The following is a 26,524-nucleotide window of genomic DNA, read 5'->3' as shown; positions in this document are numbered from 1 at the left end:
ATGCAGGCGCCTCTTTCGCTTCTGTGCCTGCCCTGCGCGGGCGCCAGCGCCGCCATGTACCTGCGCTGGCGTCGTTTCCTGCCGCCGTGGGTGCGCATCGTACCGGTCGAACTGCCGGGGCGCGGCGCGCGGATGGGCGAGGCCTTCGTGGAAGATTTCGATGCCATGGTCGCGCGGATCTGCGCCGAGCAGGCCGATGCCATGCGCGGCGACTTCGCGCTCTTCGGCCACAGCATGGGCGCGTTGCTGGCACAGGGCGTGGCCCGCAGGCTCCAGGCCTCGCGCCGGCCGATGCCGCGCGCGCTGCTCGTGTCCGGCTGCGCAGCCCCCTCGCGACGCGACCCCGAGCGCTTCGACGGTGGTGAAGATGACGCCTCGCTGATCACCGAACTGCGCAAGCAGGGCGGTACGCCCGAGGAGGTGTTCGCCAGCGACGAACTCATGCGCATCACGCTCGACACGCTGCGAGCCGACCGCCGCGTCTGCCGCAGCCACGACGCGCGTGCCGCGACCGGTGCGCTGCCGCTGCCGCTGTCCCTGCACGCCTTCGCAGGGCGGCAGGACGACATCGAGGTGCCGGCCATGGCCGCCTGGGCCAAGGAAACCGCAGGCGCCTTCACGCTCGACTGGTTCGACGGCGGCCATTTCTTCCTGCGGCAGCACGAGACCGAATTTCTTGCCGCGCTCACACGGCATCTGCCGACACAGACACATCTTCACGCGCACCAAAGGGTCGATCCATGAATGAACTGCTCGCGACGGCATCCGCCAGCCGGCCACCGCGCAATTTCGTGGCGCATCTGCGCGCGTTGGCCGAGCGGCGTTCGCACGACGTCTGGCTCACCGTGGTCGATGAGGTCGAAGGCGTCTGCAGCGAGCGGCCGTTCACCTATGCCGTCTTCGAACAGCGCGTTCGCGCGCTCGCGGCCCGCCTGCAGCAGCAGTTCGCCAAGGGCGACCGCGCGCTCGTCATGCTCGACAACGGCGACCACTATGCGGTGAGCATGCTGGCCTGCTTCTACTGCGGCGTGATCGCAGTGCCCGTGTTTCCGCCCGAATCGACGCGGCCGCAGCACCTGGCGCGGCTCACCGGCGTGGCGAGCGATTCAGCGGCGCGCTGCGTGCTCACGTCTTCGGCTTTGAGCACCGCGATGGCCGCGGCCGGCGGCCAGTTCGGCGATGTGCAGATCGTTGCTGTCGACGCGATCGATGTCGCACTCGCCGACGCCTGGCAGCCCTTCGAGCCGGCCGACGACGACGTCGCCTTCCTGCAATACACCTCGGGCTCGACCTCGGCGCCCAAGGGCGTCATCGTGACGCACGGCAACCTGATGGCCAACGAGCATGCGATCCAGGTCGGCATGGGCATCGGGCCCGATGACAAGTTCGTCTCGTGGGCGCCGCTGTATCACGACATGGGCCTCATCGGCGGCCTGATGCAGCCGCTGTACAGCGGCATCCCGCTGGTGCTGACTTCGCCGCGTTATTTTCTCGAGCGCCCGGTGCGCTGGCTGGAGCTGATCTCCCGTCACCGCGCCACGCTCAGCGGCGGTCCGGACTTCTCGTTCCGCCTGTGCCTGGAGCGCGTGAAGGACGCGCAGATCGCGCAGCTCGATCTCTCGAGCTGGCGCGTGGCCTACACCGGCGCCGAGCCGGTGCGTGCCGATACCGAATTCGATTTCATCGAACGTTTCGCCCCTGCGGGCTTTGATCCGGGCGCGGTCTACGCCTGCTACGGCCTCGCCGAGGCGACCCTGTTCGTGACCGGCGGACAACGCGGCGCCGGCATGGTCGCGCGCAGCTTCGCCGCCGACGGCCTGGCCAGCGGCCTGGGCGTGCCGAGCGAAGACGGCCCGCTGCTCGTCGGCTGTGGCGCGGTGGCGGTCGAGCACGGGGTCGAAATCGTCGATCCCGCCACGCTGTCGGTGGTGGCCGAGCCCGGCCGTATCGGCGAAATCTGGGTGAGCGGCGCGAGCGTCGGTGCCGGCTACTGGGGCAAGCCGCGCGAATCCGCCGAGACCTTCGTCGAGCGCGCGGGCAAGCGCTGGCTGCGCACCGGCGACCTGGGCTTCGTCTGCGACAACGAGCTCTACGTGACCGGCCGCATCAAGGACCTGATCATCGTGCGCGGCCACAACATCTATCCGCAGGACATCGAGCGCGTCATCGAGGCGCAGGTCGATGCGGTGCGCAAGGGCCGCGTGGCGGTCTTCGCGGCCAACGGACCCGACGGCGAGGGCATCGGCGCCGCGGCCGAGGTGTCGCGCAGCATGCAGAAGCTGGTGCCGCCGCAGGTGTTGGTCGAGGCGCTGAGCGCCGCGGTCAGCGAGGTGTTCGGCGAAGCGCTGTCGGCCGTGCTGCTGCTCAACCCGGGCGGCATGCCCAAGACCACCAGCGGCAAGCTGCAGCGCAGCGCGTGCCGCGCGGGCTGGCTCGATCGCAGCGCGGATGCGTATGCCATCTACGAGCGCGGTGTGTTCGTCAAAGGCGGCCCTGTCGAGGAGCAGATCGAAACGCCCGTGCTCGACGAGACCGAGCGCGCCGTCGATGCGATCTGGCGCGAAGTGCTCCGACCCGCCGACGCGAAGCCTTTCGCTCGCGACGCCCATTTCTTCACCCGTGGTGGCAGCTCACTCACCGCCACCCAGGTCGCGGCCCGTGTGTCGAATCATTGGGACATCGACTTTCCGGTGCGCCTGATGTTCGAGCACCCACGGCTTTGCGAGTGCGCCGCTGCCGTGCGCCAGCGCCTGGCCGAAGGCGCGCATGCGCGGCCCGCGCCCATCGCGGTGCTGCCGGCCGAGCGCCGGCTGCATGCGCTGCCGCTGTCCCACGCGCAGGAGCGCCAGTGGTTCCTCTGGCAGCTCGACCCGTCGAGCGCGGCGTACCACATGAGCGGCGCGCTGCGCCTCACCGGCGCCTTGCAGGTCGACGCGCTGCGCGCGGCACTGAGCGATCTGGTCGTGCGCCACGAGTCGCTGCGCACCGTGTTCCGCGCGGGCAGCGATGGCGTTGCCGCGCAGTGGGTCCAGCCGACCGGCACGCTGCCGCTCGAAGTGGTCGACCTGCGCGACGTGCCCGCCGGTGAGCGCACCGGGCGCCTCGAGCGCGAATCCCGCCGCATCAAGAGCGCGCCCTTCGACCTCACCCAGGGCGGTCTGCTGCGCGCGGCACTGCTGCGCCTGGCGGACGACACGCAGGTGCTCGCCGTGGTGATGCATCACATCGTGTCCGACGGCGCCTCGATGCAGGTGCTGATCGACGAACTGGCCGCCGGCTACGCGGCGCGCCTGCAGGGCCGTGCCGCGGCGCTGCCCTTGCCGCGTGTGCAGTACGCCGACTACGCGGTGTGGCAGCGCGAATGGCTGGCTGCCGGCGAGGCCGAGCGGCAGCTCGCCTGGTGGCGGAAGGAACTCGGCGACGAGCATCCGGTGCTCGAGTTGCGCACCGACCGCCCGCGCAAGCCGCAAGCCAGCTACCGCGCCGCACGCCACGCCTTCGAGTTGCCCGCGCCCCTGCTGGGCCAATTGCGCGGCGTGGCGCAGGCCGACGGCGCCACGCTGTTCATGGTGCTGCTCGCCGGCCTGCAGGTGCTGCTGCACCGCTACACCGGGCAGGAAGAAATCCGCGTCGGCGCCGCGATCGCCAACCGCAACCGGGTCGAGTTCGAGAACGTCATCGGCCTGTTCGTCAACACGCTGGTGCTGCGCAACCCGATCGACGGCCGCACGCCGTTGTCGCGTGCACTCGCACAAGCCCGCGAGGCCGTGCTGGGCGCGCAGGCGCACCAGGACCTGCCCTTCGACCAACTGGTACAGCGCCTGCAGCCCGAGCGCAGCATGAGCCACAGCCCGCTGTTCCAGGTGATGTTCAACCACTTGTTCGAGGACCATCGCCCGCTGCAGCGCTTGGACGGCATCCAGGTGCAGGACCACGCGCTGCCCGACCTGCAGACCCAGTTCGACTGGGTGCTGGAAGCCCGCGAGCGGCCCGACGGCCGGCTGATGCTCGCCGTGATCTATGCCGACGACCTGTTCGAGCGCGAGACCATCGCGCGCATGGCGCAGCACTACGTGGCGGTGCTCGGCGCGGTCTGCACCGACGCCGGCCGCGCGGTGGGCGACATCGCCTTGCTCGACGCGGCGGAGAGCACGCAACTCGCAGGTTGGAGCATCAACGCACGCCGCGAGCCGCAGCCGCAACCCGTCCACCACACCATCGCCCGACATGCGAAGCAGCAGCCCGACGCCATCGCGCTGCTGTTCGGTGACGAAGCGCTGAGCTTCGTCGAACTCGATCACCGCGCCAACCGCCTCGCGCACCGCCTCGTCGCGCTCGGCGTGAAGCCCGACATGCGCGTGGGCATCGCGATGGAGCGCTCGGTCGAGATGGTGGTGGGGCTGCTCGCCATCCTCAAGGCCGGTGGCGCTTACCTGCCGCTGGACCCCGACTACCCGCTGCAGCGCCTGGCCTACATGGTGGAGGACAGCGGCATCGCGCTGCTGCTGACGCACCGCGCCACCCGCGAGCACATCGCCGAGCGCGCGGGCCTTGCGCGGCTGGAAGTCGACAGCACCGATCTCTCGAACGAGCCCGACACCGATCCCGGTGTTGCGCTGCACGGCGAGAACCTGGCCTATGTCATCTACACCTCCGGCTCCACCGGCAAGCCCAAGGGCGCGGCCGTGCGCCACGCCGCGCTGCACAGCTGCATGGCCTGGATGCAGGACACCTACCGCCTCGGCCCGGAGAACACCGTGCTGCACAAGGCGCCGTTCGGTTTCGACGTGTCGGTGTGGGAGATGTTCTGGCCCCTGACCGCGGGCGCGCGGCTGGTGGTGGCCAACCCCGGCGATCACCGCGACCCGGCGCGCCTGGTCGAGCTGATCCAGCGCCACCAGATCACGACGCTGAATTTCGTGCCTTCGATGCTGCAGGCTTTCCTGGCGCACAAGGACATCGAGTCGAGCACGCGGCTCAAGCACATCATCTGCGGCGGCGAGGCCATGCCCGCCGAGACGCAGAAGGAGACGCTGCAGCGCCTTCACGGTGCCACGCTGCAGAACCTCTACGGCCCGACGGAGACGACCATCCACGTCACGCGCTGGACCTGCCGCGACGATGGGCAAAGCCTGGTGCCGATCGGCCAGCCGATCAGCGACACCCAGTGCCACATCCTCGATGCCGAGCTCAACCCCGTGCCGCGCGGCGTGGCCGGCGAGCTGTACCTCGGCGGCGTGAGCCTGGCGCGCGGCTACTTCAACAAGCCCGGCCTCAGCGCCGAGCGCTTCGTGGCCAACCCCTTCGGCGCGGGCGACCGGCTCTATCGCACCGGCGATCTCGTGCGCTGGAACACCGAGGGCCAGATCGAGTACCTGGGCCGCATCGATCACCAGGTGAAGATCCGCGGCTTCCGCATCGAGCTCGGCGAGATCGAGGCGCAGATCCTCGCGCAGCCCGCCGTGCGCGAGGCCGTGGTGGTGGCGCGCGAAGGCGCTGCCGGCGCCTCGCTCGTGGCCTACATTGCGGCGCACGCGCAGCAGGCGGTCGACACCGCCGCGCTGCGGGAGCAACTGGGCCAGGTGCTGCCCGACTACATGGTGCCGCGCGCCGTGGTGGTGCTCGAAGCCCTGCCGCTGAACGCCAACGGCAAGGTTGACCGCAAGGCGCTGCCCGAGCCTGAAGGCCTCGGCCGCGCGCGCACCTACGAGGCGCCAGAGGGCCATGTGGCGCGCACGCTCGCGGCCATCTGGTCGGAGGTGCTGCAGGTCGAGCAGGTCGGGCTGCACGACAACTTCTTCGACCTCGGTGGGCACTCGCTGCTGCTCATCCGCGCGCACCGCCTGATGGAAGACCGGCTGCAGGGCGGCTTCCCGCTGGTCAACCTCTTCAAGTACCCCACCGTCGAATCGCTCGCGCGCTGGATCGAGCAGGGCGGCGCGCAAGCCGCGGCCGTTTCCGCCGCGGGCGCCGACGACCGTGCGCTGCGCCAGCGCGCGGCCATGCTTCAACGTCGCAAAGTGGCAGAGAGAGTCAACTGATGACCACCGCCTTCAACGAATCCGTCGAACCCACCGGCCTGGAAATTGCCATCGTCGGCCTGTCGGGACGCTTCCCCGGCGCCGATGATGTGGACGCCTTCTGGCGCAACATTCGCGATGGCGTGGAGTCGGTATCACGCTTCACCGACGAGCAACTGCGCGAGCGCGGCGTGCCGCAAAGCCTGCTGGACGATCCCGACTACGTGAAGGCCGGCGTGATGTTCGAAGGCTTCGACCAGTTCGATGCCGGCTTCTTCGGCTACACGCCGCGCGAAGCCGAGAACCTCGATCCGCAGCAGCGCGTCTTTCTCGAATGCGCCTCGGCGGCACTCGAGCACGCCGGCTGCGATCCCGAGCGCTGGCCCGGCAAGGTCGGCGTGTATGCGGGCGAGGGCGCCAACGTCTACCTGATCCGCAACCTGCTGCCGTCCTTCGGCCTCGGCGCGCACACGGGCATCGCCGACCTGCTCGGCCTCATGAGCGGCAACGCCGGTGGCTCGCTGTGCACGCGCGTTGCCTACAAGCTCAACCTGCGCGGCCCCGCCGTGAGCGTGCAGACGGCCTGCTCCACGTCGCTCACCGCCGTGCACACCGCCTGCCAGGCGCTCCTGAGCCACGACTGCGACATGGCCCTGGCCGGCGGCGTGTGGCTCAACCTGCTGCAAGAGGGCGGCTACCGCTACCAGGCCGGCGCGATCCTCTCGCCCGACGGCCATTGCCGCGCGTTCGACGCCGATGCCGCCGGCACGGTGATCGGCAGCGGCGCCGGCGTCGTCGCACTCAAGCGCCTGGACGAAGCGCTGCGCGACGGCGACACCATCCACGCGGTCATCAAGGGCACCGCGGCCAACAACGACGGCTCGGCCAAGGTCGGCTTCACCGCGCCCAGCATCGACGGGCAGGCCGAGGTCATCCGTGCGGCGCAACTGATCGCGGGCGTCTCGGCCGACACCATCGGCTACATCGAAGCGCACGGCACCGGCACCACGCTGGGCGATCCGATCGAGATCGCGGCGCTCACGCAAGCTTTCCGCGTCGACACCGAGCGGCGCGGCTTTTGCGCCGTCGGGTCGGTCAAGACCAACATCGGCCACCTCGATGCGGCGGCCGGTGTGGCGGGGCTCATCAAGGCCACGATGGCGCTCAAGCACGGCGTGCTGCCGCCGAGCCTGCATTTCACGAAGCCCAATCCGCAGATAGCTTTCGCCGGCAGTCCGTTCTACGTGAACGCGCAGCGCCAGCCCTGGCCCGAAGGCCGCACGCCGCGCCGCGCGGGCGTGAGCTCGTTCGGCATCGGCGGCACCAATGTGCATGTGGTGCTTGAAGAAGCACCCGCGGTGCGGCCCACGGCACAGAAGGCTGCGCAGTGGCAGGTGCTGCCGCTGTCGGCGAAGGAAGAAGCTGCGCTCGCCCACGGTCGCGAACAGCTCGCGACGCATCTGCGTGCGAACGACGGGCTTGCGCTCGAAGACGTGGCGCACACGCTGCAGAGCGGGCGTCGCGCTTTCACGTGGCGCAGCGCCGTGGTGGCCAATCAATCCGGGCTGGCTGCGGACATGCTCTCGTCGCCCGCCGTGGCGGCAACCCGTGCTGCCGCCTCCCCGCCCGAGGTGGCTTTTCTCTTCCCCGGCGGCGGCACCCAGCACGCGCGCATGGGCGAAGACCTCTATCGCGACAGCGCCGTCTACCGCGAGGTGCTCGACCATTGCGCCGCGGTGCTCAACGCCGACTGCGGCATTGATCTGCTCGCGCTGCTGTTCCCCGCAGCGGGCGATGAACAGGCGGCAAACGACCGCCTGTTCCGCATCGAGTTCGCGCAGCCCGCGCTGTTCGCGACCGCGTACGCCATGGCGCGCTGGTGGATGAGCTGCGGCGTGCAGCCTGCGGTGCTGCTGGGCCACAGCCTGGGCGAATACGTCGCAGCCTGCCTGGCCGGCGTGTTCACGCTGGAAGACGCGCTGCGCATCGTGGCCGCGCGCGGCCGCCTGATGCAGACGCTGGCCCCCGGCGCTATGACCGCCGTGCCGCTGTCCGAAGCGGAACTCGCGCCGTTCCTCGCCACGGGATGCGACCTGGCCGTGATCAACGGCGAGCAGCTCTGCGTGCTCGCCGGTCCGGCCGATGCCATCGGGCGCGCCGAGGAAGAACTGCTCGCGCGCCAGCACCAGCCGCGCCGCCTGCATGTGTCCATCGCCTCGCACTCCCGCCTGGTCGAGCCCATGATGGCCGAGCTGGAACGCCTGATTGCCGCAGTGCCGAAGCAGGCGCCGCGCATTCCCTTCATGTCCAACGTGACGGGCAAGGCGATCACCGCCGAAGACGCGACCAGCGCCGCCTACTGGGGCCGGCACCTGCGCGGCACGGTGCGCTTTGCCGACGGCCTGTGCGAAATCTTCGCCGTGCCCGGCCGCGTGGTGCTCGAAGTCGGCCCCGGCGAAACGCTGGCCGGGCTGGCGCGCCAGCACCCCGGAGGCCGGTCGGCCGCGGGCATCTGGGCCAGCCAGGCCCATCCGCAGCAGGCGGCGAGGAATGCGCAGCAACTGGCGAACGCCATCGCTGGCCTCTGGACCGTGGGCGTCGACATCGATTGGGCGGCGTGCCGTACCGGTCCCGCGCCGCGCCGGGTGCCGTTGCCTACCTACGCGTTCCAGCGCCGCCGTTTCTGGGTCGAGCCCGAGCCCGGTGGCGCCGCGCGACCGGCACATGCTGCCGCGCCCGGTCTCTTCTATGCGCCGGCCTGGAAGCGCACCGCGCTGTCGCCAGTGCCGGCAACGGCTGGGCCGTCGGGCTGCACGCTGGTGCTCGGCGGTGCGAACAGCTTCACCGACCGCCTCGCGCGCACGCTGCGCGAACAGGGCGGACGCGTGATCCTGGCGCTGCGCGGAAAGAAGTTTTCGCGCACCACCGAAGGGCAGTACGCCATGCGGCCGGCCGAACGCGCCGACCACGAGGCGCTGCTGCGCGAGGTCGAGTCCGAGGCCGGACCGGTCACGCGACTCTTCCACCTGTGGAGCCTCGACGGCGATGCCCCGGCGCCTTCGCATGCCGCGGCCTTCGAGGCCGGCTACTTCAGCCTGCTCGCGCTGGCGCAGGCGCTGGACAACGTGGGCGGCGCGGTCCGCCCGCCGCTTGCGCTCACCGTCGTCACCGACCGCGTCGAGGATGTGGCCGGTACCGAGACGCTGGCGCCGGAAAAGGCGACCGTGCTGGGCATCGCCAAGGTGCTCGGCCAGGAGTCGCCCACCATCGCCTGCCGCGTCGTCGACGTGGTCCTGCCCGCGCCAGAAAGCACCGCCGAAGCCGACCTTGCACGCCGCGTCGTCGAAGAGGCGGCGGCCACGCGCGAGGACTTCGTCGTCGCCTACCGCGGCCCGCATCGCTGGACGAAGTCGTACGACACCTTGCCGGCGCAGACGCCGGGCGTGCAACGGCTGCGCCAGGGCGGCGTGTACCTGATCACCGGCGGGCTGGGCGGCGTGGGCCTGGCGCTCGCGCGCTACCTCAGCAAGACCTGGCAGGCCAGGCTGGTACTGATGAACCGCACGCCGTTGCCCGACCGCGCCGAATGGTCGCGCATCGCCACATCGGCCGACCAGCCCGCGCCGCTGCGCCGCAGGCTGCAGCAATTGATGGAGCTCGAAGCGAACGGCGCGCAGGTGCTGGCCGTGGCGGCCGACGTCACCGATCCGGCACAACTGCGCAGCGCACTGGCGGCGGTGCACGCGCGCTTCGGTCCGGTCAACGGCGTGGTCCACGCCGTCGTCCAGCCCGACCGCGGCATGATCGCCCAGCGCACCCGGGCCTTGGTCGAGGCCGCGTTCGCGCCCAAGATCGCGGGCACGCTCGCGCTGCTCGATGCGCTGCGCGCCGAACCGCTCGACTTCGTGCTCTTCTGCTCCTCGGTGGCGAGCCTGATCGGCGGCCTTGGCCGCAGCGACTACGCGGCCGCGAATGCGTACCTCGACGCGCTGGCCCACGCGCATCGGCGCAGTTCCGCGCTGCCGGTCTTCTCGGTGAACTGGGACGCCTGGCGCGATGTGGGCGTGGCGGTCGACATGGACATGCCCGAAGGCGTCGGCCTGGACGAGCGCACCGGCGTGTCGGCCTTCGAGCGCATCGCGAACGGGCCCGACCTGCCGCAGACGGTGGTGTCCATCTCGCCTTTCGCGCCGCGCCTGCGCCCGCTGGACGGCCTGTTCGAGTCGCTGGACGACGAGCCCGCGCCCGAGGCCCGCGCAGGGCATCCGCGCCCGGTGCTGCAGACCGCATTCGTCGCGCCCGAAGGCGACCTCGAAGAAGGGCTCGCCGAGTTCTGGACCGAAGCGCTGGGCATTGCGCCCGTGGGGGCCAACGACAACCTGTTCGAGCTCGGCGGCGATTCGCTGCTGGCGATCCGGCTGCTGTCGCGGGTGCGCAAGGCTTATGGCGTCGAGCTGCATCCCGCCGCCTTCTTCAAGGCGCCCACCATCGCCGAACTGGCCGCCCTGGTCGAGTTGCGGTTGATCGAGCAGATCGAAGACGCCCCCACCGTCGCAACCACCCCGAGTCTTTGATCATGAGCGAGCGCAACGATCTTTCCGAACGCCGGGCGAAGCTGTCGCCCGCCCAACTGGCGCTGCTGCAGCGCAGGCTGCGGCGCGACAGCGACGCGGCCACGGCCCCCGCCCAGCCCTTGCGCGATGCCATCGCGCGCAGCGTGGACGACGGCGCCTTCGTGCCAGTCTCCTTCACGCAGCAGGGGCAGTGGTTCCTGTGGCAACTCGATGCGGGCAACACGGCTTACCACGTCGGCGGCGGCCTGGGCTTTGCGGGGCCGCTGGACGTCGCGGCGCTGCAGCAGTCGGTGCAGGCGCTTGCGATGCGCCACGACACGCTGCGCACCGTGTTCCGCCCCGGCCCCCACGGCCTGCCCGAGCAGCGCGTCGAGCCCGAGAGCCGCATCGAGATTCCCTTCGTCGATCTCAGCGGGCTCGATGCCGCGTCCCGCACGTCGCGCTACCGCGAGACGGTGCACGCGGTCTGCCGCACGCCGTTCGACCTGACGACCGGGCCGATGCTGCGCGGCACGCTGCTGAAGATGGCCGAAGGCGACCACCAGCTGCTGCTGACGATGCATCACATCGGTTCCGATGCATGGTCCGTCGAGCTCATCCTCGATGAACTGGCGCGCTTCTACGCGCAGCGCGTGGGCGAGATGCCGGCCGGTACGGACCCCGAGCCCGAGATTCGCTACGTGGACTTCGCTCGATGGCAGCGCACCTGGCTGGAAAGCACCGAGGGCGAGCGGCAACTGGCCCATTGGCAACAGCGGCTCGGCGGCAGCCAGCCGGTGCTCGAACTCACCACCGACCGGCCGCGCGCCGCCGACGCGACGTACAGCGCTGCGCAGTACACGCTCGACGTGCCGGCGCCTCTGGCGCGCGAACTGAAGCAGCACGCGCGCGCGCAGGGCAACACCCTGTTCGCGGTGCTGCTCGCGGCCTTCCATGCCTTGCTTTTCCGCTATACCGGCCAGAACGAAATCCGCATCGGCGTTCCCGTCGCCGGCCGCAACCGGCCCGAGACCGCCGGCGTGGTGGGCGCCTTCATCAATACGGTGGTGATGGACGCGCGGCTGCATCCGCGCATGAGCCTGGCCGATCTGCTGGTGCAGGTGCGCGACACCTCGCTCGATGCGCAGGCGCACCAGGAGCTGCCCTTCGAGCGCCTGGTGCAGGCGTTGCGTCCCGACCGCGCGCATGCGGGCTCGCCGCTGTTCCAGGTCATGTTCAACCATCTCGGCGAAGGCAACCGGCCGTTGCGCGGATGGCCCGGCCTGCAGGTGCGGCGCATCGACCTCGGGGAGCGCGCGGCACCGTTCGAGCTGATCCTGGAGACCATCGAGTGCGAAGACGGCGGCCTCCGCGCCGCGTTCCGCTACGCGGGCGAGCTGTTCGAGCCGGCGACCATCGCGCGGCTGGCGGGCCATTACCGCCGCGTGCTGGAAGCCTTCGTGGCCGAACCGACGCGCGTGCTGGGCGAACTGGCGCTGCTGGATGAAGCGGAACTTGCCGAGCTCGCGCAGCGCGCTGGATGGGGCGGCCGCACGCGCGAGACCCACGCAGCGCAGACCGTGCATGGCCTCATCGAGCGACAGGCGGCGGTGCAGCCCGAAGCCATTGCCGTGGTCTTCGAGCAGGATGCGCTCAGCTACCGCGAACTCAACCAGCGGGCCAACCGGCTCGCGCACCGGCTGATCGCGCAAGGCGTGCGGCCTGAAACCCGCGTCGGCGTCGCGCTGGAGCGCGGCACCGATCTCGTGGTCGCGCTGCTGGCAGTCATGAAGGCCGGCGGCGCCTATGTGCCGCTGGACCCGGACTACCCCGCCGACCGCATCGCCTACATGGCGGAAGACAGCGGCCTTGCGCTGGTGCTCACGCACGACCACCTGCGCGGGCGCATCGTCTTGCCCGCAGACATCGATGCGCTCGCCATCGACACCGCGGACCTGGCCGGCTGCCTGGCCACCGACCCCGCGGTGGCGGTGGACGGCGACAACCTCGCCTACGTGATCTACACCTCGGGCTCCACGGGCCGTCCCAAGGGCGCGCAGCTGTGCCACCGCAACGTGACCCGGCTGCTCGCGTCCACCGAACCGTGGTTCCGCTTCGGGCCGACGGACGTGTGGACGCTGTTCCATTCCTGCGCCTTCGACTTCTCGGTCTGGGAAATCTTCGGTGCGCTGTGCACCGGCGGCAAGCTGGTCGTCGTGCCGTTCTGGGTGAGCCGCTCGCCGGCGGACTTCCTGCAGTTGCTGCGGGCGGAGCAGGTGACGGTGCTCAACCAGACGCCCTCGGCCTTCGGCCAGTTGATCGCGTTGCCGCAGGCGCTGGACAAGGGCCTGTCGCTTCGCACGGTGATCTTCGGCGGCGAGGCGCTGGAGCCGCAGCGGCTGCGCGCGTGGATCGAGCACCACGGCGACCAGCATCCACAGCTGGTCAACATGTACGGCATCACCGAGACGACGGTCCACGTGACCTGGCGACGCATCACCGCGGCGGACCTCGGGCAGCAGCGCAGCCCGGTCGGCATCGCCATTCCGGACCTGGGCCTGCGGGTGCTCGATGCGGACCTGAACCTCGTGCCGCCGGGCGTGGCCGGCGAGCTGCACGTGTCGGGCGCCGGCCTGGCGCGCGGCTACCTGAACCGCGCGGGCCTCACGGCCGAGCGCTTCATCGCAGCGGAAAACGGCGATCGCCTCTACCGCACGGGCGACCTCGTGCGCTGGAACGCGCAGGGCCAGCTGGAGTACCTGGGGCGCATCGACCACCAGGTGAAGGTGCGGGGTTTTCGCATCGAGCTCGGCGAGATCGAGGCGCAGCTGCTCGCGCAGCCCGAGGTGCGCGAGGCCATCGTCATTGCCAGGGAACACGCGGGCGCGACGGTGCTCGTGGCGTACCTGTCGGCGCAGGCCGGACAGGCGATCGACGCGGCACAGGTGCGTGCGCGGCTGGGCCGCGCGCTGCCCGAGCACATGGTGCCCGGCGCCCTCGTGGTGCTGCCGACGCTGCCGTTGAATGCGAACGGCAAGGTCGACCGCAAGGCGCTGCCCGAGCCCGGCTTCGGCAGCGAGCGCGCCTATGCCGCGCCCGAGGGCAATGCCGAAGAAGCGCTGGCGCGCATCTGGTGCGAAGTGCTGGGCGTGGCGCGTGTCGGCCGCAACGACCACTTCTTCGAACTCGGCGGCCACTCGCTGATGTCCATGCAGGTGATGGCGCGCGTGCAGGGCGTCCTGCACGTCGACCTTGCAGTCAGAGACATCTTTCAGAACCCCGTCCTGATGGACATGGCCCGGCTGATCGCCGAGGCGGGCGCGCGCAAGCCGCATGCCGATGCACTGTCCGACATCGACTCCTTCATTGACAGCCTCGAGACCACTTGATGGACACCACGGCCACCCACGACCACATCGGCCGGCGCTTCCTGCGCCTGACCCCGGCCCAGCGCCGCGCGGTGTACCAGAAGATCCGCGCCGAGGGCCTCACGATCGGGCAGTTTCCGATCGTGGCGCGCGAGGAGGCGATGCGCACGGCGTGTCCGCCTTCGCATGCGCAGATGCGGCAGTGGTTTCTCTGGCAGCTGGAGCCGGCGAGTTCGGCCTATCACATCGCAGGCGGGCTGCGGCTCGAAGGGCGGCTCGACGCCGACGCACTGAAGGCCGCCTTCGATGCGCTGGTGGCGCGCCACGAGTCGCTGCGCACCGTGTTCAGCGTGAATGCCGAGGGCGAGGTGGAGCAGCGCGTGCAGGCGCAGGGGGCGCTCGACATTCCGCTCGTCGACCTGGCGCATCTGCCGCAGGCCGAGCGCGAGGCGCAAGCGCGCGAAGCGGCGCGGCGCATCGCCGATGCGCCCTTCGACCTGACCACCGGCCCGCTGCTGCGCGTGGTGCTGATCCGCCTCGGGGCCGAGGCGCACATGCTGGCCGTCGTGATGCATCACATCGTGTCCGACGGATGGTCGATGCGCATCGTGGTGGACGAGTTTGTCGCCGGGTACCGCGCGCGCGTGCAGGGCCGCGCGCCGGTGCACGATGCGCTGCCGGTCCAGTACGCCGACTACGCGCTGTGGCAACGGCACTGGCTCGAAGCGGGCGAGAAGGAGCGACAGCTCGATCACTGGAAGGCGCAGCTCGGCGCCGAGCACCCGGTGCTGCAGTTGCCGGTGGACCGCATGCGGCGCGCCGACGGCAAGTACCGCGCCGCGCGCCACGCCACGGCGCTACCGCCCTCGCTGGTCGAGGCGCTGCGCCGGCGTGCGCAGTCGCGTGGGGCCACGTTGTTCATGATGCTGCTCACCGGTTTCCAGGTGCTGCTGAACCGCTACACGGCGCAGCCGGACGTGCGGGTCGGCGTGCCGATTGCCAACCGCCACCGCGTCGAGTCGGAGCGGGTGGTCGGCTTCTTCGTCAACACGCAGGTGATGCGCAATGTGCTGGAAAGCCGCACCCGCCTGCACGAGGCACTGGCCGCGACGCGCGAAGCGGCGCTGGGCGCGCAGGCGCACCAGGACCTGCCGTTCGAACAGCTGGTGGAGGCCCTGCAGCCCGAGCGCAGCCTGAGCACGGCGCCGCTGTTCCAGGTGATGTTCAACCACCTGCAGCAGGATCACAGCGCGCTGGAAGACCTTCCGGGGCTCGCGCTGCAGACCTGGGAATTCGGCGAGCAGGCCGCCCAGTTCGAGCTGACGCTGGACGTGGTCGAGGACGGCCGCGGACAGGTGCAACTGGTCTTCAACCATGCCCGCGAGCTGTTCGAGCCGGAGACCATCGAACGGATGGCGGGGCACTACGTGGTGATCCTCGATGCGCTGGTCGGCGATGACACGCGTGCGATTGGCGACATCGACCTGCTGGGGGCGCCGGAGAAATCGCAGCTCACGCGATGGAGCGTGAACGCACGGCAAGAGCCGGGTGCGGAGCTGGTGCACGACAGCATCGCGCGGCATGCGCTGCAACAGCCCGATGCGACGGCGCTGCTGTTCGATGAGACCTCGCTGAGCTTCGGCGAGCTGAACGCGCGTGCGAACCGTCTGGCCCACCGGCTGATCGCGCTGGGCGTGCGGCCCGACATGCGCGTGGGCATCGTGATGGAGCGCTCCATCGAGATGGTGGTGGGCATCCTGGCGATCCTGAAGGCCGGCGGTGCCTACCTGCCGCTGGACCCCGAGTACCCGGTGCAACGCCTGGCCTACATGGTGGAAGACAGCGGCATCGAACTGCTGCTGAGCCACCGGGCCACCCGCGAGCTCATCGCGCCGCGTGCCGGCCTCGCCATGCTGGAAGTCGACAGCTTCGACAGCTTCGACAGCCTCGACATCTGCGGCGAGCCCGACACCAATCCGCAGGTCGCGCTGCATGGCGAGCACCTGGCCTATGTCATCTACACCTCCGGCTCCACCGGCAAGCCCAAGGGCGCTGCGGTGCGCCACGAGGCGCTGCGCAGCTGCATGGCCTGGATGCAGAGCACCTACGGCCTGAGCGGCGACGACACCGTGCTGCACAAGGCCCCGTTCGGCTTCGACGTCTCGTGCTGGGAGATGTTCTGGCCGATGACCTCGGGCGTGCGCCTCGTGATCGCCAACCCCGGCGACCACCGCGATCCCGAGCGGCTGGTGCAGCTGATCCAGCGCCACCAGATCACCACGCTGAACTTCGTGCCCTCGATGCTGCAGGCCTTCCTGTCGCATCCGGGCATCGAGGTGAGCACGCGCCTGAAGCACATCATCGTCGGCGGCGAAGCCATGCCTGCGGAGACGCAAAGAGAAGCACTGCGACGCCTGAGCGGCGCGACGCTGCAGAACCTGTACGGCCCGACCGAGACGACGATCCATGTCACGCGCTGGACCTGCCGGGACGACGGCCAGAGCCTGGTGCCGATCGGCCGGCCGATCAGCGACACGCAGACGTGGGTGCTCGATGCCGGGCTGAACCCCGTGCCGCGCGGCGTGGCGGGCGAGCTTTATCTGGGTGGTGTGAGCCTGGCGCGGGGTTACCTGAACAAGCCGGGCCTGAGCGCCGAGCGCTTCGTGGCAAATCCGTTCGGCCAAGGCGACAGGCTCTACCGCACAGGCGACCTCGTGCGCTGGAACGTCGAGGGCCAGATCGAGTACCTGGGGCGCATCGACCACCAGGTGAAGATCCGAGGCCTTCGCATCGAACTCGGGGAGATCGAAGCCCAGCTGCTCGCCCAGCCTGAGGTCAAGGAAGCCGTGGTGGTGGCCCGCGAGGGCGCAGCCGGCCCCTCGCTGGTGGGCTACGTCGCCGCGCACGCAGGACAAGCCATCGATGCCGATGTGCTGCGCGAGCGCCTCGGCCAGGTGCTGCCCGATTACATGGTGCCAAGGGCCGTCGTCGTGCTGGATGCCTTGCCGCTGAACGCCAACGGCAAGGTCGAGCGCAAGGCGCTGCCTGAGCCCGAGTTTGCCGAAGGCAAGGGCTATGAAGCGCCACAGGGCGAGACGGAAGAAGCGCTGGCGGCGATCTGGGCCGAGGTGCTCGGGTTACCGAGGGTTGGCCGCAACGACAACTTCTTCGAGCTGGGCGGCCACTCGCTGCTGGCGCTGCGCCTGCTCGAGCGCATGCGGGCACGGGGCTGGCAGGCGCAGGTGCGCACGCTGTTCCAGCACCCCGGGTTCGCCGCCTTCGCCAAGGCGCTGGCGCAGGACACGGGCAGGCCGGAGGTGCAGGTGCCGGACAACGGGATTCCGGCAGCAGGGTGCGAGGCGATCCGCCCGGAGATGGTGACGCTGGTGGACCTGAGCGAAGCGGAGCTGCGCCGCATCGAGGCGGCGGTGCCGCAAGGGGCGGCCAACATCCAGGACATCTATCCGCTGGCGCCGCTGCAGGAGGGCATCCTGTTCCATCACCTCATGCAGGCCGATGGCGATGTCTACATCACGCCGCAGTTGCTTTCCTTCGCATCGAAGCAGCGGCTGGAGGATTTCGTCCGCAGCCTGAACCAGGTGATCGCACGCCACGACATCCTTCGCACCGCCGTGCTGTGGGAGGCGCTGTCCGCGCCCGTGCAGGTCGTGTGGCGGGAGGCGCAACTGGCTCTCGAATGGCTGGACGTACCGGCCGGCGAGGACGTGGCCGCCAGCCTGACGGCCGACGCGGGCCGGCGGCGCATCGACGTGCGCCGCGCGCCGATGATCCGCGCCATTGCCGCCGAGGATGCGGGCAACGGGCGCTGGCTGCTGCAACTGCCGAGCCACCACCTGGTGCTCGACCATGCCACGCTGGAACTGATCGTCGAGGAAATCGGCCTGCTGGCGACGCAGGGGCCCGATGCGCTGCCCGCACCCGTGCCGTTCCGTCGTTTCGTGGCGCAGACCCGGCTGGGCGTGAGCCAGGCCGAACACGAAGCCTTCTTCACCCGGATGCTCGGCGATGTGGACGAACCCACGACGCCCTTCGAACTGCTGGATGTGCGAAGTGACGGCGCCCGCGCCGGGAAGGCCGAACTGGTGCTGGAGGCCGAACTGGCCGCATCGCTGCGGCACGAGGCGCGGCGCCATGGGGTGAGTGCGGCGTCGCTTTTTCATCTGGCCTGGGCGCTGGTGCTGGCCAAGGCGACCGGCAGGAACGACGTGGTGTTCGGCACGGTGCTCTTCGGTCGCATGCAGTCGGGCGCGGGTGCGGATCGCGCGCTGGGACTCTTCATCAACACGCTGCCGCTGCGCATCAGGCTGGGTGCGCTCGGCGTGGCGCAGTGCGTGCAGGAGACGCATGCAGCACTCACGCAACTGCTGCACCACGAACACGCCAGCCTGTCGCTCGCCCAGCGCTGCAGCGCATTGCCGGGGAGCACGCCGCTGTTCTCGGCCTTGCTGAACTATCGCTACAGCGCCGCGGTCGAGAAGAAGGATGCCGCGGCCTGGCAGGGCATCGAGTTCCTCGGCGGGCAGGAGCACAGCAACTATCCCTTCGACATGTCGGTGGACGACCAGGGCGAGGGCTTCTCGCTGACCGCGCAGGTGCATGAATCGGTCGATGCACGGCGCGTGTGCGGGTTCATGCACGCGGCCGTTCGCTCGATCGTGGATGCGTTGGTTGCAGAGTCGCAGCAGCGCGTGTGCGAGCTCGATCTGTTGTCGGGAGAGGAGATGCGCTGGCTCACGCAATGGAGCGTGAACGCGCAGCAGGAGCCGGGTGCAGAGCTGGTGCACGACAGCATCGCGCGGCATGCGTTGCATCAACCCGATGCGACGGCACTGCTGTTCGACGAGTCATCGCTGAGCTTCGGCGAGCTGAACGCGCGTGCGAACCGGCTGGCCCATCGGCTGATCGCGCTGGGCGTGCGGCCCGACATGCGCGTGGGCATCGTGATGGAGCGTTCCCTCGAGATGGTGGTGGGCATCCTGGCGATCCTGAAGGCGGGCGGTGCCTACCTGCCACTGGACCCCGAGTACCCGGTGCAGCGGCTGGCGTACATGGTGGAGGACAGCGGCATCCAATTGCTGCTGAGCCACCGTGCCACCCGCGAGTTCATCGCGCCACATGCCGGCCTCACCATGCTGGAAGTCGACAGCCTCGACGTCTCCAATGAGCCCGACACCAATCCCCAGGTCGCGCTGCACGGCGAACACCTGGCCTACGTCATCTACACCTCCGGCTCCACCGGCAAGCCCAAGGGCGCTGCGGTGCGCCACGAGGCGCTGCGCAGCTGCATGGCCTGGATGCAGAGCACCTACGGCCTGAGCGGCGACGACACCGTGCTGCACAAGGCCCCGTTCGGCTTCGACGTCTCGTGCTGGGAGATGTTCTGGCCGATGACCTCGGGCGTGCGCCTCGTGATCGCCAACCCCGGCGACCACCGCGACCCCGAGCGGCTGGTGCAGCTGATCCAGCGCCACCAGATCACCACGCTGAACTTCGTGCCCGCGATGCTGCAGGCCTTCCTGGCGCATCCGGGCATCGAGGTGAGCACGCGCCTGAAGCACATCATCTGCGGCGGCGAGGCGATGCCCGCGGAGACACAGAGAGAAGCACTGCGACGCCTGAGCGGCGCGACGCTGCAGAACCTGTACGGCCCGACCGAGACGACCATCCACGTCACACGCTGGACCTGCCGGGACGACGGCCAGAGCCTGGTGCCGATCGGCCGGCCGATCAGCGACACGCAGACGTGGGTGCTCGATGCCGGGCTGAACCCCGTGCCGCGCGGCGTGGCGGGCGAGCTTTATCTGGGTGGTGTGAGCCTGGCGCGGGGTTACCTGAACAAGCCGGGCCTGAGCGCCGAGCGCTTCGTGGCAAATCCGTTCGGCCAAGGCGACAGGCTCTACCGCACAGGCGACCTCGTGCGCTGGAACGTCGAGGGCCAGATCGAGTACCTGGGGCGCATCGACCACCAGGTGAAGATCCGAGGCCTTCGCATCGAACTCGGGGAGATCGAAGCCCAGCTGCTCGCCCAGCCTGAGGTCAAGGAAGCCGTGGTGGTGGCCCGCGAGGGCGCAGCCGGCCCCTCGCTGGTGGGCTACGTCGCCGCGCACGCAGGACAAGCCATCGATGCCGATGTGCTGCGCGAGCGCCTCGGCCAGGTGCTGCCCGATTACATGGTGCCAAGGGCCGTCGTCGTGCTGGATGCCTTGCCGCTGAACGCCAACGGCAAGGTCGAGCGCAAGGCGCTGCCTGAGCCCGAGTTTGCCGAAGGCAAGGGCTATGAAGCGCCACAGGGCGAGACGGAAGAAGCGCTGGCGGCGATCTGGGCCGAGGTGCTCGGGTTACCGAGGGTTGGCCGCAACGACAACTTCTTCGAGCTGGGCGGCCACTCGCTGCTGGCGCTGCGCCTGCTCGAGCGCATGCGGGCACGGGGCTGGCAGGCGCAGGTGCGCACGCTGTTCCAGCACCCCGGGTTCGCCGCCTTCGCCAAGGCGCTGGCGCAGGACACGGGCAGGCCGGAGGTGCAGGTGCCGGACAACGGGATTCCGGCAGCAGGGTGCGAGGCGATCCGCCCGGAGATGGTGACGCTGGTGGACCTGAGCGAAGCGGAGCTGCGCCGCATCGAGGCGGCGGTGCCGCAAGGGGCGGCCAACATCCAGGACATCTATCCGCTGGCGCCACTGCAGGAGGGCATCCTGTTCCATCACCTCCTGCAGGCGCAAGGCGATGTGTATGTCTATCCCTTGCTGATGAGCTTCGACAGCCGGGACCGGCTCGAGCGCTTCATCGAGAGCTTCAACCAGGTGATCGCGCGCCACGACATTCTTCGCACGGCGATCGTGTGGGAGGGGCTGAGCGAGCCTGTGCAGGTCGTGTGCCGGGAGGCCCGGCTGACGCTGCAATGGCTCGAAGGCGATGCCGCATCGGCGGGCGCCAGCGCGGCCGAGCGATTGAATGCCCATGTCGACCCCGTCGGCTACCGCATCGACGTGCGGCGCGCGCCGATGATCGATGCGGTGGCGGCGCACGACGCGGCGCAACAGCGCTGGCTTCTGCAGTTGCCCAGCCATCACCTCATTTCGGACCACACGACGCTGGAACTGCTGATGGACGAGATCACCTCCGTCCAGCAAGACCCGGCGATCGCCCTGCCGCCGCCCGTGCCGTTCCGCCGCTTCGTGGCCCATGCCCGGCTTGGCGTGGCGCAGGCGGAGCACGAAGCGTTCTTCACCCGCATGCTGGGCGATGTGACGCGGCCCACCACACCGTTCGGCCTGACCGATGTGCAATGCGACGGCTCCGGTGTGGACGACGCGCAGCTTCCGATCGATACCGCGCTGGCGTCGCAGTTGCGGCTGCAAGCGCAGCGCCATGGCGTGAGCCCGGCGACGCTCTTTCATCTCGCATGGGCGCTGGTGCTGGCCAGGGCCACGGGACAGGACGACGTGGTGTTCGGCACGGTGCTGTTCGGCCGCATGCAGGCGGGCGAGGACGCGGGGCGGGCCCTGGGCCTGTGCATGAACATGCTGCCGCTGCGCATCCAACTCGGCGCACTCGGCGTGGCGCAGTGCGTTCAAGAGACGCATGCGGCACTGGCGCAGCTGATGCACCACGAGCACGCCAGCCTGTCGCTCGCGCAGCGCTGCAGCGGGCTGCCCAAGGGCGCGCCGCTGTTCTCGTCGCTGCTGAACTACCGCCACAGCCCGCGCCGCGCGCCCGAAGCTGACGCCGCATGGAACGGCATCGAGTTCGTCTCGGGCCAGGAGCGCAGCAACTACCCGCTCGGCGTGTCGGTCAGCGATTTCGGCGACGGCTTTGCGCTCACGGCGCAGGTCAGCCGTGCGGTGGGTGCTGCACGCGTCTGCGCACTGATGCGAGCGGCCGTCGCCGAGGTGGTCGAGGCCTTGGCCGTGCAGCCGCAACGGCCTGCACGCGAGCTTGGCGAGATGGTGGTGTTGCAGGCAGCCGTGTTGCCGCAGGTGATGCTGGCGAGCCGCAAGGCCTACGAGGCGCCGCAAGGTGCATCGGAGCAGTGGTTGGCGGCGATCTGGACCGAGCTGCTGGGCGTGCGGCGTGTCGGCCGCCACGACAACTTCTTCCAACTGGGCGGGGACTCGCTGCTGAGCCTGAGGCTCTTGCTCGGCCTGCGGGCGCAGGTGCCCGGTGGCCGCAGGCTGGTGCTGGCGGACGTGATGAAGGCCGAAAGCCTCGCGGACCTCGCGGCGCTTGCGGCGCGTGCGGCACGCGCTGTCGACTGAACCGCGCGTCGTCCCTCCGACCAGAAGAAAAGGCCCGGCGCATTCACTGCGCCGGGCCTTTTCCTTGAAAGATCACACAAGGCGCTCGCCGCGCCCCGGGGTGTCGTTCCTGCCTACCAGCGGTACGCCGCCGTTGCCACGATCGAGCGCGGCGCGCCGTAGTAGCACTTGCCGTACTGGTCGCAGTTCGCGAGGAAATCCTTGTTGGTCAGGTTGCGCAGGTTGAGCGCCAGGCTCCAGCGGTCGAAGTCGTAGCCGATCATGGCGTCGAACACCGTGGAGGCAGGCACCTTGTACGGTGCGACCTTCTCGCCGTCGCCGTGGTTCGAGCCGGTGTAGCGCGCGCCCAGGCCCACCTTCACGCCGCTGGCAAAGCGGTAGTCGGCCCAGATCGCGAGCCGGTGACGCGGCACGGCGTTGGCCTGCTTGCCGACCTCGGCCGGGTTGGCGCTGGCCGTGACGATGGCGCGCGGCGTGTAGCCGTAGGACGCCGTGACGTTCACGCGCGACGTGAGTTCGGCGGTGGCTTCGAGCTCCAGGCCGCGGACCTGGATCTCGCCGGTCTGCCTGGGCACGAAGTTGGCGTCGTTCGAGATGTAGTTCTGGCGGCGCAGGTCGAAGATGGCCGCGCTGTAGCTCTGCTTGGTGCCCGGCGGCTGGTAGCGGATGCCTGCTTCGTACTGCTTGCCGGTCTCGGGCTTGAACGGCTGGCGGCTGACCGGATCGACCTGGCCCGTGGGCGCGAACGACTCGGTGTAGCTGAGGTAGGGCGCCACGCCGTTCGGCGCCACGTAGACGAGGCCCGCGCGCTTGGTGAACTTGTTCTGCGAGATGCTCGTGGACTGGGCCGACAGGCGGTCGAACACGTCGCTGTCGCCGCTGTCGTAGCGGCCGCCCAGCGTGAGCGACCAGCGGTCGCCCCACTTGATCTGGTCCTGGATGTACAGGCCGGTCTGCGCCAGCCGGATGTCGGAGTTCATCCAGGGCGCGCCTTCCTTGACCGGACCGCCGTAGACCGGTGCGAAGACATTGATCGTCGGCGCGCTGCCGGTCGAGAAGCTGTACTGGTCGATGCGGTTGCGCTGGTAGTCCAGCCCCACCAGCACCTTGTGCTGCCAGTCGCCCGAACGGAGATCGGCCTGCACCTGGTTGTCGATGCTGAAGGAGGAGACGCTTTCCCGGCTTCCGGTGGGATAGCGCCCCAGAAACATGAAGTTCGCTGGATTGAGCGGATTGCGCGCGTCCACGGTGGTGAGGCGGCGCAGCGGCCAGATGCCGGCGTAGTCGACCTTCAGCTCGCCGTAACGCGCGTTCTGGCGCACGGTGACGGTGTCGTTCACGCGGTGCTCGAACTCGTAGCCCACCAGCCACTGGTCGGTGTTGAAGCGGTCGTAGCTGGGGTCGCCGGTCGCCAGCGACGGCGACAGGCGGGTGCCGATCGCGGTCGGGATCAGCGAACCGACCTGCGGCTGGATGCGGTTGTAGACGCCGGCGCGCGTGCGGTCGATTTCGGCGTGCACCGTCAGCTTGGTGTCGCCCGAGGGGCGCCAGGTGATCGAGGGCGCGAAGTACGAGCGGCGGTCCGGCATCTTGCCGGTGGGCAGGTCGCCGTCGCGAATCAGGCCCACCACGCGGTAGAGCACCTTGCCTTCGGCGTCGATCGGGCCGGAGAAGTCGCCGGCGATCTGCTTGCGGTTGTGGTCGCCGATCTGCATCTGGAGTTCACGCAACGGCTCGGCCGTGGGGCGCTTGCTGACCACGTTGACCACGCCGCCCGGGCCGCTGGCGCCATACAGGACCGAGGCGGGGCCGCGCAGCAGTTCGATGCGCTCGGCACCGTAGTTCTGGGTGCGCCAGACGCCCCAGTTGCCGTTGTTGCGCAGCGGCAGGCCGTCCAGGTAGAAGCCCGGCGCATAGGCGTCGAAGCCGCGCAGCGTGAGCCAGTCGTAGCGCGAATCGGCCCCGAAGGTCGTGATGGCCACGCCGGGCGAATAGCTCAATGCGTCTTTCAGCGTCGTGGCACCGGTGGCCTGCATGCGGTCGGACGTGACCACCGAGATCGACTGCGGCGTCTCGATGATCGGCGTGTCGGTCTTGGTGCCCGTGCTGCTGCGCTTGGCCACGTAGCCGTTCACCGGGCCGGTGGCGCTTTCCTCCGAATTGGCATTCACCGTGACCGCAGGCAGCGTGGTGCCGGCGGCAGGCTTGCCTTCGGCCGCCGACGTGGCGGGAGCGGGCATCTGGGCATGGCTGCCGACGCTCCAGAACGCGGCGGTGGTGCCGAATGCCGCCGCCAGCGAGGCATGCAGCAGGCGTTGGCGGGGGAGGAAAGGGAGTTGCATGAAGGAACTTTGAAAGTAATAAAGTGCAAGAGCGGCCAAATTTTAATGAGAAGTGTTCTCATTAAGTTTGACTCTTCGCTGCGAATGCGTGACTTATCTGGCTTGCGGGCTCAGGACGTGGGGCGCCAACAACATCAAGCCTTGGTGCATGGCCGGAAAGAGGCTGCGGTTGAAGTTGTTCCAGCGCAGTTCGAGGATGGTGTCTTCGGGCGCGATGGGCGTGTCGAGCACGTCGAAGATCACTTCGCCCGAATCGATGCCGTTGTCCACGTAGTGCAGCGATGCGCCGGTCCTGTCGATCACGGGCGCCTTCACCGTCGTCATGGCGGCCCAGTCGACCACCTTGTGGCCCTGCGCGCCGTGCAGCGCGTCGAGCGTCGCGCAGGCGCCGCGGCGCTGGAAGGGCGACTCGAGCCGCGTGATGCCCGGGTGGATGTTGACGATCTTCCGGTGGTAGGGACTGCCGGGCCGCACCAGCTCGTCGAGGATGACCAGCAGCCCGTCGAGCAGCACGACGTCGGCGCCGAGCGTGAGCAGCTTGTCGAGCAGCGTGCGCTCGAAGGCGCTCTTGCCCGCCGCGCGCCCGGGCGCATTCAGCGGCAGCCGGCGGTAGGCCGAGGGCACGGGATGCAGCATGTCCCGAAGCAGCTGGCCCTGCGCGCGCAGCTCGGCCGGAAAGATCCATTGGCGCTGCGGATGCCAGGCGAATCCGTAGTCCGCAAGGGCCGCCTGGTCGCGCGGCGACTGCGCGTCGTCGTCGTAGACGATGCCTTCGAGCGAGTAGGCGTCGCCCAGCGGCGTGGTGTCCAGCGCCTGCGCCAGGTACTCGAGCGGCGACTTCATGTAGCGCGGCGTGCCCTGGTAGTCGACGTTCTGGCCCGCCTTGTCGGCGGCGGCGTTTCGCAAGGACATGATGTAGACGAGCTTGGCCTTGGGCATGGGGGAGTCCGTGTAGGTGGGTGATGTGGAGGAACGCACTGGCGCAATGGCACACGCAGGCGCGCGCCATTCCGTTTCGTCTCCTGAGGAGACGAAACGCGGCGGGATCTGTTCATCGGTGCTGCGGCGCCAGCGGGCAGATGCTGCAGTAGCCCTCGTCGGGCAGCAGGTGGTTCAGGCAGCACTGGCGGTGCAGCTTCACCCGAACGGCGCGGCCGTCCTGCGGGCGGACGACTTCGCGCTGGCGGCCGTGCAGCGGATTCGCCGCCCCTTGCGTCCAGGTGGCGGCGTGCAGCAGATGCGCGCGGTCCTGCACCAGCGAGGCCGCGCCGCCGGTGAGCGCCACGCCCCGGTCGAGGATCGGCTCGAGGATCCGCGCGGCATTGCCCCAAAGAATCTTCGGCGCGATGCGCGTGAGCCCGGCGATGGCCGAGAACAGGGGCGTCAGGTGCTGCCACAGCAAGGGCGCGTAGCGCTGCGCGGTGTCGGCGCCGTGCTGCGGCACGCCCAGTTCGCGGACATGAAAGTCCACGGGCTCGCCGCGCCCGTCGAACCGCACCCACATCTGCGACACCGCGGCCGGAAACCCGTGGTGGAACACGCTGGCACCCGCCACCAGCGGCGGCAGCAGCACGGAAAGATATTCAAGGCTCCAGGCCGAGGCGACGGCGCGCAGGTCGCCGTCCGTCACGCGGTGGACGGCCGCATGCCGGCCGAGCACGTCGGCCAGCAGCGCAACAGAACTCACCAGGTCCGACACGCGAAGCGCTTCGCACGGAACCTCCGGCGCGCACACCAGCCGTTCGCCGATCGGCGCGAGCTCGCCGCGGAAGAGGGGCTCCAGCAGGGCGATCACGGAAGGGCGAGGCAGGGCGCGGGGGGCATGCCTGCCAGACGTTTTCGCGCCGCGCATGTTCATCGCGTCGGCGCCGATGAACATCGGCCGGGCCCGACCGTCTATGCAGAAGGTGGTCTCGTGCCGCCGCATCCTGCCCGCCGGGCCGGGTGGCTCCTGCAGTTTTCGGG

Annotated in this window: 8 protein-coding genes; 5 read left to right on the top strand and 3 right to left on the bottom strand. The window is 69.6% G+C overall.

Annotated elements, in window-relative coordinates; genetic code table 11:
• Genes RZE79_RS22170 through RZE79_RS22150 form a run of 5 tightly spaced genes read left to right on the top strand, consistent with a single transcriptional unit; the run spans nt 1 to nt 22,217 of the window.
• Nucleotides 1-744: an alpha/beta fold hydrolase gene (locus RZE79_RS22170; protein ID WP_319356859.1), complete on the top strand. Its 744-nt coding sequence runs from the start codon at nt 1-3 to the stop codon at nt 742-744.
• Nucleotides 741-6,041: a non-ribosomal peptide synthetase gene (locus tag RZE79_RS22165; RefSeq protein WP_319356858.1), complete on the top strand. Its 5,301-nt coding sequence runs from the start codon at nt 741-743 to the stop codon at nt 6,039-6,041. Before RZE79_RS22170 ends, RZE79_RS22165 begins: the two co-directional genes overlap by 4 nt.
• Nucleotides 6,041-10,594 carry an SDR family NAD(P)-dependent oxidoreductase gene (locus tag RZE79_RS22160; protein WP_319356857.1) on the top strand — a complete coding sequence of 1,518 codons (4,554 nt, stop codon included), beginning with the start codon at nt 6,041-6,043 and terminating at the stop codon, nt 10,592-10,594. The genes RZE79_RS22165 and RZE79_RS22160 overlap by 1 nt, the downstream gene beginning before the upstream one ends.
• A 2-nt stretch (nt 10,595-10,596) precedes the next feature.
• Nucleotides 10,597-13,962 carry an amino acid adenylation domain-containing protein gene (locus tag RZE79_RS22155; protein ID WP_319356856.1) on the top strand — a complete coding sequence of 1,122 codons (3,366 nt, stop codon included), beginning with the start codon at nt 10,597-10,599 and terminating at the stop codon, nt 13,960-13,962.
• Nucleotides 13,962-22,217: a non-ribosomal peptide synthetase gene (locus tag RZE79_RS22150; RefSeq protein WP_319356855.1), complete on the top strand. Its 8,256-nt coding sequence runs from the start codon at nt 13,962-13,964 to the stop codon at nt 22,215-22,217. Before RZE79_RS22155 ends, RZE79_RS22150 begins: the two co-directional genes overlap by 1 nt.
• Nucleotides 22,218-22,330: 113 nt before the next feature.
• Here RZE79_RS22150 and RZE79_RS22145 read toward each other — a convergent pair whose 3' ends face one another.
• The 3 genes from RZE79_RS22145 to fhuF all read right to left on the bottom strand — a co-directional run bounded on the left by RZE79_RS22145 (nt 22,331) and on the right by fhuF (nt 26,354).
• Entirely contained in the window at nt 22,331-24,559 is a 2,229-nt protein-coding gene (locus RZE79_RS22145) for a TonB-dependent siderophore receptor (RefSeq protein ID WP_319356854.1), read from the bottom strand.
• Nucleotides 24,560-24,652: 93 nt separating this feature from the next.
• On the bottom strand, nt 24,653-25,498 hold the full coding sequence (locus RZE79_RS22140) for a formyltransferase family protein (RefSeq protein WP_319356853.1): 846 nt from the start codon (nt 25,496-25,498) through the stop codon (nt 24,653-24,655).
• Nucleotides 25,499-25,610: 112 nt separating this feature from the next.
• Nucleotides 25,611-26,354: a siderophore-iron reductase FhuF gene (fhuF, locus tag RZE79_RS22135; protein WP_319356852.1), complete on the bottom strand. Its 744-nt coding sequence runs from the start codon at nt 26,352-26,354 to the stop codon at nt 25,611-25,613.
• Nucleotides 26,355-26,524: the final 170 nt, after the last annotated feature.

The sequence above is a fragment of the Variovorax sp. EBFNA2 genome (assembly GCF_033802765.1).
In the GTDB taxonomy this organism is placed as follows: Bacteria; Pseudomonadota; Gammaproteobacteria; order Burkholderiales; family Burkholderiaceae_C; genus Variovorax; species Variovorax paradoxus_H.
Note: the sequence above shows the minus strand (reverse complement) of the source record. Positions and strands in the feature narration are given on the sequence as shown.

Bases quoted from the DNA above. Each gene is read 5' to 3' on its own strand.
- RZE79_RS22170 (WP_319356859.1), top strand. From the start codon at position 1: ATGCAGGCGCCTCTTTCGCTTCTGTGCCTGCCCTGCGCGGGCGCCAGC.
- RZE79_RS22165 (WP_319356858.1), top strand. From the start codon at position 741: ATGAATGAACTGCTCGCGACGGCATCCGCCAGCCGGCCACCGCGCAAT.
- RZE79_RS22160 (WP_319356857.1), top strand. From the start codon at position 6,041: ATGACCACCGCCTTCAACGAATCCGTCGAACCCACCGGCCTGGAAATT.
- RZE79_RS22155 (WP_319356856.1), top strand. From the start codon at position 10,597: ATGAGCGAGCGCAACGATCTTTCCGAACGCCGGGCGAAGCTGTCGCCC.
- RZE79_RS22150 (WP_319356855.1), top strand. From the start codon at position 13,962: ATGGACACCACGGCCACCCACGACCACATCGGCCGGCGCTTCCTGCGC.
- RZE79_RS22145 (WP_319356854.1), bottom strand. From the start codon at position 24,559: ATGCAACTCCCTTTCCTCCCCCGCCAACGCCTGCTGCATGCCTCGCTG.
- RZE79_RS22140 (WP_319356853.1), bottom strand. From the start codon at position 25,498: ATGCCCAAGGCCAAGCTCGTCTACATCATGTCCTTGCGAAACGCCGCC.